Source organism: Bacteroidales bacterium (genome assembly GCA_029210725.1).
GTDB lineage: Bacteria > Bacteroidota > Bacteroidia > Bacteroidales.
On record JARGFM010000006.1, the window covers coordinates 133388 to 147027 of the forward strand.

Consider the following 13640-nt stretch of genomic DNA (forward strand, 5'->3'; position numbering starts at 1 on the left):
ATGAATCCATGAAAAGATATTTCCTTATCACCTTTCTTCTGACAGGAGGAATCACCCTCATGGCCCAGGTAAAAGCACCCGTACTCAGCGGCCGGGAGAAACTCAGCATGTACCAAAGCCATGAAGAGATGCGAAGCTCCTCTTCATACGGGGATTTGCACTGGCAATTTATCGGACCCACCAATATTAGTGGTCGTTGCACTGACGTGGAAGCCATAGGACCCAAGGGGCAAAACTATACCATCTGGGTAGCCACAGCCTCCGGCGGGGTGTGGAAAAGCACCAATGAGGGGGTTACATTTGAAGCTGTATTTGAGCAGCAGGGCACTTCCACCATCGGCGATCTGGCGATTTCACCCTCCAATCCGGAAATCGTATGGGCAGGGACCGGCGAAGCAAACATTTTCAGATCGTCCAATCCCGGTTGCGGGATCTGGAAAACTACAGACGGGGGCGAGACCTGGGCACATATGGGCCTCGAGGAGACTTTTACCATTTCCCGGATCCTGGTCCACCCGGAAAACCCGGATATCGTCTATGTGGCAGCTTCGGGACACGAGTGGACAGAAAACAAGGAGCGTGGACTTTATAAGACCACCGACGGAGGAGAAAACTGGAAGAAGATATTCTACAAAGGCCCTGAAAGCGGGATCAGCGACCTGCTGATGGATCCCCGCGATCCGGAGGTTCTCTATGCAACCACCTGGCAGCGTACCCGTTTGAAGTGGAACGATCCGCGTACCTACGAAAGTTACAAGAACAACGGGGTATGGAAGACCACCAATGGCGGCTCGAACTGGAAGCAGCTCACCCGGGGCCTTCCTGAATCCAGACACATGGGTCGCACCGGAATTGATGTGGCACGCTCCAATCCGGATGTGGTATATGCCTTTGTGGATGATTATGAGATCGCTTTCAAGGCCGAAGAGGGAGAACTGGATTCCTATGGACGGCCCCGTGCGGATGTGATCAAGGGAGCCACCCTCTACCGGTCCGACGATGCCGGTGAAAACTGGAGACAGGTGAGCGGCCTTACCGAAGAAACAAAGAAATATATGTCGGGGCATTCAGGCACTTATGGCTGGGTTTTCGGTCAGATGCGCGTGGACCCCAATGACGAGAACCGGATCTATACCCTTGGGCTGTGGATCAATATCTCCAGCGACGGAGGGGCCACCTTTGACCCCATCAGGGGGAAGATTCATGCCGATCAGCACGGTATGTGGATCGATCCCGGTAACTCCAACTATATCCTTGCCGCCCACGATGGGGGTATCAGTGTCTCTTATGACAAGGGCGAAAACTGGCGGAACCTGATCAAAGAGCTCCCGCTGGCGCAATTCTATAATGTGGAATTTGATCACAGTAATCCCTTCCGGGTGTTTGGTTCTGTCCAGGACCATCATAGCTTCTACAGCGAAGTGGATCTTTCCCGGGGAAGGGATCACATACCTCCTTCCGAATGGGAATATACCCTGGGAGCCGAGGGAAGTACCCATGTGGTGGATCCAAGAGACAACAACTCCATATATGCGTCTCTTTTTTACGGGAAACTGGCCAAAGCCACCGTGGATGGCTATCCCGATGATATGGAATGGGTCTTGCCCTCAACCTTCCCGGAGGAGCCTGAATTCAGGGGACAGTGGATGGCTCCCACCCTGCTTTCCAATCACAATCCGGATATCGTCTATCACGGGGTTCAGCATGTGTTGAAGTCCACGGATAAAGGTGGAACCTGGGAACAGATCAGCCCTGATCTCACCTATAACGATCCGGAAAAACAGGGAGATATCAGCTACCAGACCATCACCGCACTGGAGGAGTCGACCTTTAACTCTAAACTTCTTTATGCCGGTACTGACGATGGCAGACTCTGGAGAACCAGAGACGGAGGAAAAACCTGGGAAGATATCCGCAAGGAGCCCCTGCCAGTCAAATGGATCTCGAGGATCGTGGCCTCGCAGTACAATTTCGGCACCGTTTACCTCACCCAGACCGGACGCAGGGATGATGATGCTGCCGTTTACATCTGGCGCTCTTCCGATTTTGGCAACACCTGGGAAGACATTTCTTCCAATGTTCCGGCCGGACCGGTCAATGTGATCCGGGAAGATCCGGAAAAGGAAGATATCCTGTACCTGGGAACCGATGTGGGAGTCTATGTTTCAAAAGATAAGGGAAAGAGCTGGGAAGTACTGGGCAATCTTCCCTGCACTTATGTACATGATCTGGCCATTCATCCACGCGAAAACATGATTTTAGCTGCCACCCATGGCCGGGGTATGTTTGTTTTGGATGCCAACCCGGTTAACCAGGAAAAAAAAGATAATAAAGAACCATAAGCATGTACACCATTTATCACAATCCCCGCTGCAAAAAGAGCCGGGCAGCTTTGCAATATGCCCTGATTAAAAAGCTGGATATTCAGATACGTGAATACCTGAAAGATCCCCTATCGGAAGAGGAACTGACAGCCCTGGTCATGAAACTTCACATCAAACCCTTTGAGCTGGTCAGAACCCGGGAAGAGGTCTATAAAAAGGAGTTGAAAGGCCTGAACCTGAATGACGAAGAATGGATCAAAGTGATGGTCGAAAATCCAAAGCTGATTCACCGGCCCATTGTGGAGGGGAAGTACAAAGCAGTGGTGGGCGATCCCCCTGAAAACATCGATCAGCTCTGAGCAACCTTTTATCTTCACTTTGCGTATGTATGGTATAAAGTGAAGAACATGAAAAAGCTTCCTCTGGTCCTTTTCCTGATCCTCCCCCTGTTCCTCTTCTCGTGTAAGAAGGACGACGGACCCTATATCCAGATCAAGAACATTGAGAACCTGATTTATGAAGCCATCCGGGACTTCCGGATCAGTGAAGGGGAAGATGGCCCCTTTGTTCACCAGTATTTTGTTGTGGGTGAGGCACAGATATATTCCTATAAAATGGCCAATGGGGTGGTGGAGCTAAATACCGGCGGACTGGATGAGCACTGGGATGCCCTGCTCGAAAAATACAGTTTTTACAACCTCCATGAACTGGTACTTAAGACTGCATCAGGCGATGAGGATGAAATCCTGCTTGAGTTGCTTCAATTAACGGATGGGGAAGCTGTCCTGCTGGAAGATGTTACACAGTGCGGCGTGGGAGTAGAATCCGATACCGAAAGGAACAACTACATCACCGTTCTTCTGGCCAAGGCCGATTCCTGATTCAATTTCTTTCAAAGAACATCTGATTTTCCTGCTTTTTCTCAATTCTGATTGAGTATATTTAAACTTTAAACAGACTCATCATGAAAACCAGGATTGAAAAGGATACCATGGGCGAGGTGAAAGTGCCTGCCGACAAGTATTGGGGCGCACAAACCCAACGATCAAAAGAGAATTTCAAAATAGGCGATGGCAGGATGCCCAAAGAAATTGTCCAGGCCTTCGGTTACCTAAAAAAAGCAGCAGCAGCCACCAACCTGGAACTTGGGGTGCTTTCGGAAGAGAAGGCTTACCAGATCATGGAGGTTTGTGATGAGATTATTGAGGGGCAGCTGGACGATCAGTTCCCTCTGGTGGTCTGGCAGACCGGATCCGGAACCCAATCCAACATGAATGTGAATGAGGTGGTGGCCAACCGGGCCCACGTGATTCAGGGAAATACACTTGGAGAAGGCAAGCGGCTGATACATCCCAATGACGATGTAAATAAGTCTCAGTCGTCCAATGACACCTTCCCTACCGCCATGCATATCGCGGCATACAAAGTGCTTACCGAAATTACCATCCCCGGGGTAAAGGATCTGAGGGACACCCTCAAGGAAAAATCAGATGCCTGTATGAACGTGGTAAAGATCGGCCGCACGCACTGGATGGATGCCACTCCTCTCACACTGGGCCAGGAGTTTTCCGGATATGTATCCCAACTCGATCACGGTTTGAAGGCGCTGATCAACAGCCTAGATCACCTGACCGAACTGGCCCTGGGCGGGACCGCAGTCGGAACCGGGATCAATACACCGGAAGGGTATGCGACCCTGGTAGCCAGGAACATCGCCCGCTTTACCGATCTGCCCTTTATTACCGGTTCCAATAAGTTCGAAGGTCTGGCAGCCCATGATGCCATTGTGGAAACCCATGGTGCTCTGAAGACTCTGGCCGTCAGTCTGATGAAAATAGGCAACGACATCCGCATGCTGGCTTCAGGTCCGCGCTGCGGCATCGGGGAAATCATTATTCCTGCCAACGAACCGGGCTCTTCCATTATGCCGGGTAAAGTAAATCCCACTCAGGCAGAAGCGCTTACCATGGTCTGTGCCCAGGTGATGGGAAATGATGTGGCCATCAACATCGGAGGAAGCAATGGCCATTTTGAACTCAACGTATTCAAACCGATGATGATCGCCAATTTCCTGGAATCGGCACGACTCCTTGGAGATGCCTGTAGCTCCTTCAACGAAAACTGCGCTCTTGGAATTGAGCCAAACCATGCCAGAATAGAAGAAAACCTGAATAATTCTCTGATGCTGGTCACTGCCCTCAATCCCCATATCGGCTATGAGAAAGCGGCTGAAATTGCAAAAAAAGCACACAAAGAAGGCACTACACTGAAGGCGGCTGCCCTGGCTCTGAAATACCTCACGGAAGAGGAGTTCGACGAATGGGTCGATCCCTCCAGGATGACCGGATTGCTGTAGCGGGTAAGCGCGGCATAATCATGACAAAAAGCATTGTTAGGGTCTGCGTAAAGTAGTTACTTTATGCTTCAACTTTACCTATCATGAAAGAAGAGGGGAATAAAAAGCTGTATACTGAATTTCCGGAAATCACCACCACCCTGTGGAAAGAGAAGATCAAGGCCGATCTGAAGGGGGCAGATTACCAGAAAAGCCTGGTATGGAATAGTGATGAAGGTATTCCTGTCAATCCCTTTTACAGGCAGGAGGATATCAAAGATCTGGATTACCTGGAGGGAATTGGAAAGCTGAAATATCCATCGGAGGCAGCCAACGGGTGGCTCATATGCCAGCAGCTTAGTCCGGGAAAAAAACTCCGGGAAACCAACGAAAGAATCAAAGCAGCCCTGAAAGGAGGTGTTCAGGCTGTTCGCCTGCAACTGGGGGAGATCCGGATGGCCGATGTTAACACACTCCAGGAGCTGTTCGACGGAATCTCCCTTCACGAAACTGAACTTCATTTTGGCGGTTGCCTGAGCGCCGACGCCCTCTATACGGCACTTTGCAAACTGGCAACTCATAAAGGAGTCAAAGCTTCAGAATTAAAAGGATGCCTGGGTGCAGATCCCCTGGGGAAAATGGCAGAAACCGGGATTCCCGTTGCAAGTTTTGAAAACCTGGTAAAGCTGGTGAAGCGGGTAAAAGAGACCTCCCCCGGAATGAAGGTCATCGAGGTACATGGATCGCTGATTCAAAACGCGAGCACCGACCTGGTAGAAGAACTGGCCTTTTCTTTGGCAATGGCGAGTGACTATATGGCGATTCTGACCGAAAAAGGAATCGATCCTTTAACGGTTCAGGAAGCCCTCCTGCTGTATCTCGCTTCCGGCCCCAATTACTTCATGGAGATTGCCAAGCTAAGAGCAGCCCGGATTTTATGGGCAAAAATCGCAGAGGCATACGGAGTAGCGACTTCCCGGGCACGCATACGTATTCATTCCGTCTCCTCGCAATGGAACATGACCCTTTATGACCCTCACGTAAATATGCTTCGAGGTACTGCCGAGGCCATGTCCTCCATTCTCGGGGGAGCTGACCTGGTGAATGTGCTGCCTTATGATTATCCCAATGGGAAAGGCAGTGAATTTTCCGACCGTTTAGCCAGGAATGTACAAATCATTCTTCGGGAAGAAGCATACTTTGACCGGGTAGCCGACCCGGCTTCAGGCTCCTATTATTTGGAAAGCCTGACCGATTCGCTTGCAGAAAAAGCCTGGGACCTGTTCTGCGAAGTGGAGTCCCGGGGAGGGTTCCGCCTGGCCTTCGAAGCCGGGTGGATTCAGGAAAAGGTGGAGTCTTCACGCAAGAAAAAAACGGACAGGGCCTCCTCAGGAAAGGGAAGAATTCTGGGGACCAATGCCTACCCCAATTTCCATGAATTAAATCTTCACCAAAAGATTGCCTCCAGCAAAAAAGACATTTCTGATACTGCCGCTTCGACCCTCCGGGCACTTCAACCCTTCCGGCTCTCCTGGCCATTTGAACAGCTTCGTTTAGAAACAGAACACAGCGCTAAAAGGCCCCGGGTACTGCTGCTCAAATACGGGAATCCGGGCTGGATGACTGCCAGAGCCACTTTTGCCGGAAACTTCTTTGCATGTGCAGGTTACGAAATTGTGGACCCCAGCCCGTTCAAAAATCTGGAAGAGGGCATCACATACGCTTCAGGCGGAGATTTCAGTATTGTGGTTCTATGCAGCTCGAACGATGTATATGCAGAGACCGCCCCCGCTGTTCAGCAAACGCTTTCCGGCCTCTCCATGGTAGTGATAGCAGGTTATCCTGCCGACCACATCGATGAATTGAAAAAAGCCGGGATTGAGCATTTTATCCACCGGGACAGCAACGTGCTCCAGACCCTGATAAACTTTAACAAGGCACTTCTTTAAACCAATGACCTTCGAGACCTTATACTGATATGAGACCAGATTTCAAGCAGATAAATTTTCGCGATTTCAAGGTACCCACGCCTAAGGAGCCAGGCTCCGGTCTGTGGGAAACCCCTGAGCATATCTCCATTAAACCGGTATATAGTAAAGAGGACCTGGCTCACATGGAGCACCTCCATTATGCAGCGGGTTTGCCTCCATTTTTACGGGGACCCTATTCTGCCATGTATGCCATGCGCCCCTGGACCATCCGGCAATACGCAGGTTTTTCCACCGCGGAAGAGTCCAATGCTTTTTACCGCCGTAACCTGGCTGCAGGGCAAAAAGGACTTTCTGTGGCCTTCGACCTGGCCACACACCGCGGATATGATTCCGATCACGAACGCGTGGAGGGTGATGTAGGGAAAGCCGGAGTGGCCATTGATTCCATTCTGGATATGAAAGTTCTTTTCGATCAGATCCCGCTCAATCAGATGTCGGTCTCCATGACCATGAACGGGGCCGTACTTCCGGTCATGGCTTTCTATATAGTGGCGGGACTGGAACAGGGGGCTTCCCTGGAAGAGCTAACCGGTACCATCCAGAACGATATTCTCAAAGAATTTATGGTGCGCAATACCTATATCTATCCGCCGGAGATGTCCATGAGAATAATCGCGGATATTTTTGAATACACCTCCAGGAAGATGCCCAGGTTCAACAGCATCAGTATCTCCGGCTACCACATGCAGGAGGCTGGCGCCACTGCCGATATCGAGCTGGCCTATACTCTGGCTGACGGACTGGAATACCTGCGTACCGGGGTAAAGGCAGGTATTGATATTGATTCATTCTCTCCCAGGCTCTCCTTTTTCTGGGCCATTGGCATGAACCATTTTATGGAAATCGCCAAAATGAGAGCTGCCAGGATGTTATGGGCCAAACTGGTAAAACAGTTCAATCCGAAAAACCCGAAATCCATGGCTCTGCGGACCCACTCCCAGACTTCGGGCTGGAGCCTGACTGAGCAGGACCCCTTTAATAACGTTGCAAGGACTTCCATTGAAGCCATGGCCGCGGCACTGGGGCATACCCAATCGCTTCACACCAATGCACTGGATGAGGCCATTGCCCTGCCTACGGATTTCTCCGCCAGGATTGCAAGAAATACCCAGCTTCATTTGCAGGAAGAGACCGAAATATGCCGTTCTCTGGATCCATGGGCCGGGTCCTACTATGTGGAGAGCCTTACCCATGAGATAGCCCGGAGAGCCTGGCAGCACATCGAGGAGATCGAAGATCTGGGTGGAATGGCAGCCGCTATTGAGACAGGCATTCCTAAAATGCGTATCGAAGAAGCTGCCGCCATAAAACAGGCCAGAATTGACAGTGGTAAGGATATCATCGTTGGAGTGAACCGCTACCGCCTCGAAAAGGAAGAACCCATGGACATCCTTGAGGTGGACAATTCCGCAGTCCGCCTCTCTCAACTTGAACGCCTCCATATACTAAAAAGTGAACGGGATAATACAAAAGTGCAGGATTCCCTTAAGGCCATATCTGACTGTGCAAAAAGCGGTAGAGGTAACTTGCTTGAACTATCCATTGAAGCAGCTAAAAGCCGTGCTACCCTGGGTGAGATCTCTTCGGCCATTGAGGCGGTTTCGGGACGTTACAAAGCGGTGATCCGCTCCATTTCAGGAATTTACTCGTCTGAATCAGGAGAAGACCCGGCATTCCGGGAGGCCTGCACCCTGGCCCGGGAATTTGCCTCCAGGGAGGGGCGCCAACCCCGTATAATGATTGCCAAAATGGGACAGGACGGACACGACCGCGGTGCCAAGGTGGTCAGTACCGGATACGCAGATATGGGCTTTGACGTGGATATCGGCCCGCTCTTCCAGACCCCGGGCGAAGCTGCCAAGCAGGCCGTGGAAAACGACGTACATATCCTGGGGGTCTCATCCCTGGCCGCGGGACACAAAACATTGATTCCACAGGTAATTCATGAACTTAAGAAACTTGGAAGGGAAGATATCATGGTCATTGCCGGTGGCGTGATCCCCGCTCAGGATTATGATTTTCTGTACCAATCGGGAGTTATTGCCATTTTTGGTCCCGGTACAAAAGTTTCTGAAGCAGGAAAAGAGATCCTGAAAGTATTACTGGAAACTCATTAGCCTATTAGCTTCTTTTCCAACGTTTCATGATATAAAAATAAGCTTAATCCATGGACCTGTTCCTGAAGAAACTCCTGCTTCTCCGCGAGTTGCAGGGTGGGTTCCAGATCATATCCGCACCACACTTCGTTTTCGAGAAAAACAGCCATGGGGATCAAATCCGAGACAAAACAAGTTCTCTCCTTCCCTGAACCAATGACCGGCACAGCCATACCCCGGGTGTGCCCGTTAAATACCATGAATTCGATCCCGTCGAGATCCCACTCCTCCAGCCAGTGAATCCTGTCGAGGTACTTCAGCAGTTCGGTGCAAAAAGAATCTGCCTCCATGGGATCCGGATTCAAGGCATAGTCATAGTGTTCTTTCAAGACATGATAACGGGCATGGGGAAAGCGCTTCACAATATTCCCCTGAACACGCTTAAACCCTCCGCTGGCATGATCAAAATGCAGATGTGTAAAAACAACATCGGTGATCTGCCCCGGTTCCAGACCCTCTCCGGATAAAAGCTCCTCCAATGGAACCGGGATCTCCAGCCCGTACTCCCTTTGAATTCTCAGTGGCAAAAACCCGGCAGCACCCGGATCAAATAGCACTTTTCGCCCTCCCTTCTCGACCAATAAGGCATTCATAGAAAGCCTCATATATTTATTCTTATCCACTTCATATTGAAGAGAAATCCGCTCTAAACCAAGGGGTTTGATCATCTCCACAGCCTTCACATTTAAATAGCCACAAGGTATGGTCCTGCATTTCATAGTTTATAAAATTAGGAAACTGAAGGCCCCTTTCAAAACATGAAAAAAAATATTTCCATTATTTTCTTTGTAATAAAGAAATTTGATTCTATTTTTGCACTCCGATAAATTATTATCGTTGTTCATGAATAATACGGTCCGTTCGTCTAGGGGTTAGGACGCCAGGTTTTCATCCTGGTAACAGGGGTTCGATTCCCCTACGGACTGCGCTTAAGCCCTGCAAGTCATTGATTTGCAGGGTTTTTTATTGCTCCTTGCGATTGGAAACGAATTCTATAACATTTCATGTTTTTAAGAAGTACTTTATTCCAGCATCCACTTCCACACTGGTTTTATTCTGATTCTTACACCCTCCACTTCAAAATCTCGTTCCATTGATTCGGTAAGTATTAAACCTTCTTTTAAGCCATAAGTATTTGCAGCATCCAGGAGTCCGGCAATTTCCCTATTGTAAGTTGATTCAACTTCAATACTCCATGAAACTTGTATCGCTTCTACTATTTTTGATTTTTCCTTAATCACAAAATCACATTCCTTTTTTTGATTATGGTAATAAATCTCTTTCCCTTTCCTTTTAAGGTCAAGGAAAACCAGATTTTCCAACAAACGACCCTTGTCCTCTGTATGATGAAAAGCAAGCATTCGAAGCAAACCTAAATCTATAAGGTATCCCTTTTTTGCATTTTGCATTTGTTTCTTCAGGGACACATCATATTTATTAACCATAAAAATCAAATAACTATCTTGTAGAAACGCAATATAATTGCTTATTGTGCTTGCATTTTTTACTCCAACCACCTTTGCCAGACTATTATAAGACATGAGTTTACCGACATTGCTGGAGATATAATAAACCAGTTCCAACAATTCCTTTTCATTTGTAAGATTATTTCGAACCATTACATCCCTATACAACACACTTTCATAGAGCGACTTTAGATATTCCCTATTACCTGACTTTAAATAGTCCGGAAATCCTCCCAATTCAAAGTATGAATTGAACTGTCCCTTTAATAAGGCCTTTTCATTTGTTGACAATAATCCTATTTCCGGATAATCTATATTTCTAAGTCTTAGAAATTCTTTGAAAGAAAAAGGGAATAATTCTCTTCTCACATACCTCCCCGTTAAGTGAGTCCCTAATTCCCGGCTTAACATCGATGCATTCGAACCAGTTACAAAAACCTTACTGCCATAATCCCTGAGTCGCCTTATGTAACGTTCCCACCCTTCAATATTTTGTATTTCGTCAAAATAGTAGGTGTTCTGCGTACCAAAAAGCTCAATGAATAATTCTGTAATAATTTGAAAATCGCTAACTGTGAATTTCAATACCCGTTCATCATCAAAATTGAAAAAATAATCCGATTCGTTCTGTTTTGATCTGATTTCCTGTAACAATGTTGACTTTCCACATCGTCGAACTCCGGATATTACGACAACTTCACTATCATCTACAAATGACTGATGACGCAAAACATCATCTGGTTTGAGACTTAAAGTTCTCTGATCTAATAATACTTCTTTCAATATTTGCTTATTCATAACAATGTAAATTTAATTGTTTCTATTCGAATTAGCAACTTTTATTATATACTTTCTATTACGAATAGACGGTCGTATTATAATCCAGCCTCTCTTTAAAAAACATGCACAAAAAGACATTCATTTCGAATTCACAACCATTATTACGAACCAATTAACAACTACCAAGTTCTCTCAAAATAAGCAAGTTGCAGATTATCTGTCTTTTAGACTTAAAAACACAGCTCCCCTACGGACTGCGCTTAAGCCCTGCAAGTCATTGATTTGCAGGATTTTTTGCATATAATTGGAGATATACTATTCCCTGGCACCACTTAACCCTGCTCTAAAACCTTTCAAACTCGCTAAAGCCTCCTCATAAGAAAAGCTATTATTTGTTTCCAGAATCTGATTTATCAGTCTGCTTTCTTCTGCACTGGAGATTTCTATATCCATCAACTCCTCGATTTTACGATAAACATTTGATATTTGAGGAATTAACCCTGAAACATCCATTCCCAGCAGCCTGGATCCTGCTGACTTGAAATTAAAATCAGAGTTTAAATAAATCTCTTCGTAGTGATCTTTTGCAGCTCGTTCCTGGTTTATTGCAAGGTAATTCTCAATGATAAAGGCTATGTCATCTGCATCCCTGTTATGCAATTGATTTCGATCCCTCCATGCCATTAATTTAAGGAGAAATATTCCCCGCAATGAAACAACCTCAATTTCAAATTCCTTATCTATTTTCACAACAAGGGTGTCTTCCTTCGTCTCTTCAAAACCCAGAACGGACATTGCAACTGTTTCATCCGGGGGCCAATAAACTTTATCATCTTTCTGCTTAATCTTTCCAAATGGAACAATATCGAATCTAAGTATCTGCTTGTATAGAAAGCGTTGTACCTGATTATGATCCTTCTGAATATCCGGATGCTGTAAAAGTTTTACCCGAACTTCTTCAAACCTTTTCCATGATGACAATGCAATTGCAATATCAAGATCCAGGGTAGCTCTACCGCTTCTCTTTCCGTGCAAAGCCATAATAATATTCATCGCTGTAGCTCAAATAACATAGAAACTAAGATCTTCACTCTGGAATTAGTCTGATAAAAAGTCTAGTAAGGATTTCAGAAGTGGATGTTGAAACTTATCACTTGATATATTGTAAGTCATTTGCTAATATCTCATTTGCGATTTGAATATTTCGTTCGACTCCACTACCTACTAGATCAGCGTAAATTAATAGTTCCGGAACCACTCCTGGCAGTGTACCCATATTACTCTCATCCCAGAATATTTCCAGTATCTCCAAATTGCCGGATTCATTTAGAATCAGCCTAAGGTCTCTTGCAAATTCCTTCCAATTCTGGTCTGTATATAATGTGAAGTTTTTAGGATTTAGATTCATGGTTTTTAGTGCTGCAGCAGTCTCTCCTCCCCAAAGAACTCTACCCTTTGAATTCTGTATAGGTAGATCCTGCCAGTTAATATAATCACCGGCAAACTCAAAATCCATCCTTTTAATAGCCAGGCGAGGTCGCAGTACATCAAAATATGAGATAATCCATCTGTCAAGCAGCAATCTGAGGTTCTTTAAATGTCTCCCGCCTCCAGCCTTCAGCACAAAATTCAGACTTTCTAACTCAGTTAAAATATTGCTTACGGAACCAACTGAAATTCCCGATAATTCTGATAATCGCCTGTTAGGTAAATGGATAATATCAGGATTACACAACAATAAAAATATTAGTTTTATTCCCGACTCCCTGAATGCTCTCGCCTGCTTTGTCAATAAAGGGTTATATATCTTTTGACCTGAAATAAATACCAGAAGTTCTGCATTTCTAACATAGGTATTTCCTGATCCATCCAAATAGTTGATTCCGTTTTGTCTGAGCTCATCAGCTACTTCCAGGGCTATATAATTAGAAATAATTATTATTGGCTGATCTATTCGTTTTTCAAGTTCTTTTACCTGTTGCAACACAATCCCTTTACTGGAAACTCTTATCTCTTTCCAGGCTGCAACCCTGTAATCAACTTGTCTGATTGTAAGCTGATAATCATCTTTCAATCTTTCAATTGACACCTCATTTTGAATGCCTGATAACTGGCCGAAATTATTTACAGCATCATATACATATCTGTCTTTCATGATCATGTACTTTTGTTGATCATTAAATCAAAAAGCAAGTATTATGACTACAAATATTCGGTACATTAATGGATGATTGCCTTTTGATTTTCAAGAGGTGATGAAAATGAAAGATACCCATCTGGTAACTCTAGTTGCCCTTCTCCAGGAAACGTTCAATATCCCGGATCTTTCCAAATATGACCATAATGTCATCTTTTCGTAAATGGCTGTCTGCTTTTGCAATATTTTTAATTTGATTTGTCTTGATCTTAATTCCCAGGAAGCTTTTATCAATCTCCCGGGAAATAATAGCCAGAACTGTGATATCAAACTCAGAACGGATATTTGACTCGCTTAGAATCTTTCCATCATACCTTTCCGGAACAGTAATCTTGACTATGCTGTAATCCGCTGAGAGTTCAAACGTATCTATCAGACCTTCCGTAGTTAA

General features: G+C 46.1%; 11 protein-coding genes and 1 tRNA gene. 7 read left to right on the forward strand and 5 right to left on the reverse strand.

Features of this window, described 5'->3' with window-relative positions:
- Positions 1 to 8 precede the first annotated feature (8 nt).
- The 6 genes from P1P86_05210 (at position 9) to scpA (ending at position 8767) form a co-directional block, all read left to right on the forward strand.
- Positions 9 to 2342, forward strand: a complete 2334-nt coding sequence (locus P1P86_05210; GenBank protein ID MDF1574572.1) for a hypothetical protein — start codon at positions 9 to 11, stop codon at positions 2340 to 2342.
- 2 nt (positions 2343 to 2344) lie between these two features.
- Positions 2345 to 2683: an arsenate reductase family protein gene (locus P1P86_05215; GenBank protein ID MDF1574573.1), complete on the forward strand. Its 339-nt coding sequence runs from the start codon at positions 2345 to 2347 to the stop codon at positions 2681 to 2683.
- Between the two features lie 48 nt (positions 2684 to 2731).
- A complete protein-coding gene (locus P1P86_05220) occupies positions 2732 to 3205 on the forward strand; it encodes a hypothetical protein (GenBank protein ID MDF1574574.1) in 474 nt (157 codons plus the stop codon).
- Between the two features lie 83 nt (positions 3206 to 3288).
- A complete protein-coding gene (fumC, locus tag P1P86_05225) occupies positions 3289 to 4680 on the forward strand; it encodes a class II fumarate hydratase (GenBank protein ID MDF1574575.1) in 1392 nt (463 codons plus the stop codon).
- A gap of 83 nt (positions 4681 to 4763) precedes the next feature.
- Positions 4764 to 6608, forward strand: coding sequence for a methylmalonyl-CoA mutase family protein (locus P1P86_05230; protein ID MDF1574576.1), 1845 nt, complete (start codon positions 4764 to 4766; stop codon positions 6606 to 6608).
- Between the two features lie 29 nt (positions 6609 to 6637).
- Complete coding sequence (gene scpA / locus P1P86_05235; GenBank protein MDF1574577.1) at positions 6638 to 8767, forward strand: methylmalonyl-CoA mutase; 2130 nt, start codon at positions 6638 to 6640, stop codon at positions 8765 to 8767.
- Here scpA and P1P86_05240 read toward each other — a convergent pair.
- Positions 8764 to 9525 carry an MBL fold metallo-hydrolase gene (locus P1P86_05240; GenBank protein MDF1574578.1) on the reverse strand — a complete coding sequence of 254 codons (762 nt, stop codon included), beginning with the start codon at positions 9523 to 9525 and terminating at the stop codon, positions 8764 to 8766. The two genes, scpA and P1P86_05240, sit on opposite strands and share 4 nt — an antisense overlap.
- A 135-nt stretch (positions 9526 to 9660) precedes the next feature.
- Between P1P86_05240 and P1P86_05245 the strand changes: the two genes are divergently transcribed.
- Positions 9661 to 9732 (forward strand) — tRNA-Glu (locus P1P86_05245).
- A 96-nt stretch (positions 9733 to 9828) separates the two neighbouring features.
- On the opposite strand, the gene P1P86_05250 is transcribed toward P1P86_05245, so the two are convergent.
- The 4 genes from P1P86_05250 to P1P86_05265 form a co-directional block, all read right to left on the reverse strand.
- Positions 9829 to 11070, reverse strand: coding sequence for an ATP-binding protein (locus tag P1P86_05250; protein MDF1574579.1), 1242 nt, complete (start codon positions 11068 to 11070; stop codon positions 9829 to 9831).
- A gap of 297 nt (positions 11071 to 11367) precedes the next feature.
- Positions 11368 to 12105 (reverse strand): nucleotidyl transferase AbiEii/AbiGii toxin family protein, encoded by a 738-nt coding sequence (locus P1P86_05255; protein MDF1574580.1) that lies wholly within the window; start codon positions 12103 to 12105, stop codon positions 11368 to 11370.
- Between the two features lie 97 nt (positions 12106 to 12202).
- Entirely contained in the window at positions 12203 to 13207 is a 1005-nt protein-coding gene (locus P1P86_05260; protein ID MDF1574581.1) for a type IV toxin-antitoxin system AbiEi family antitoxin, read from the reverse strand.
- Positions 13208 to 13337: 130 nt separating this feature from the next.
- Positions 13338 to 13640, reverse strand: a 303-nt coding sequence (locus tag P1P86_05265; protein ID MDF1574582.1) for a TrkA C-terminal domain-containing protein, incomplete at its 5' end; no start/stop codon positions are given.

Excerpts from the sequence above, each read along its gene's own strand:
- P1P86_05210 (MDF1574572.1), top strand. The coding sequence starts at position 9 with ATGAAAAGATATTTCCTTATCACCTTTCTTCTGACAGGAGGAATCACC.
- P1P86_05215 (MDF1574573.1), top strand. The coding sequence starts at position 2,345 with ATGTACACCATTTATCACAATCCCCGCTGCAAAAAGAGCCGGGCAGCT.
- P1P86_05220 (MDF1574574.1), top strand. The coding sequence starts at position 2,732 with ATGAAAAAGCTTCCTCTGGTCCTTTTCCTGATCCTCCCCCTGTTCCTC.
- fumC (MDF1574575.1), top strand. The coding sequence starts at position 3,289 with ATGAAAACCAGGATTGAAAAGGATACCATGGGCGAGGTGAAAGTGCCT.
- P1P86_05230 (MDF1574576.1), top strand. The coding sequence starts at position 4,764 with ATGAAAGAAGAGGGGAATAAAAAGCTGTATACTGAATTTCCGGAAATC.
- scpA (MDF1574577.1), top strand. The coding sequence starts at position 6,638 with ATGAGACCAGATTTCAAGCAGATAAATTTTCGCGATTTCAAGGTACCC.
- P1P86_05240 (MDF1574578.1), bottom strand. The coding sequence starts at position 9,525 with ATGAAATGCAGGACCATACCTTGTGGCTATTTAAATGTGAAGGCTGTG.
- P1P86_05250 (MDF1574579.1), bottom strand. The coding sequence starts at position 11,070 with ATGAATAAGCAAATATTGAAAGAAGTATTATTAGATCAGAGAACTTTA.
- P1P86_05255 (MDF1574580.1), bottom strand. The coding sequence starts at position 12,105 with ATGAATATTATTATGGCTTTGCACGGAAAGAGAAGCGGTAGAGCTACC.
- P1P86_05260 (MDF1574581.1), bottom strand. The coding sequence starts at position 13,207 with ATGAAAGACAGATATGTATATGATGCTGTAAATAATTTCGGCCAGTTA.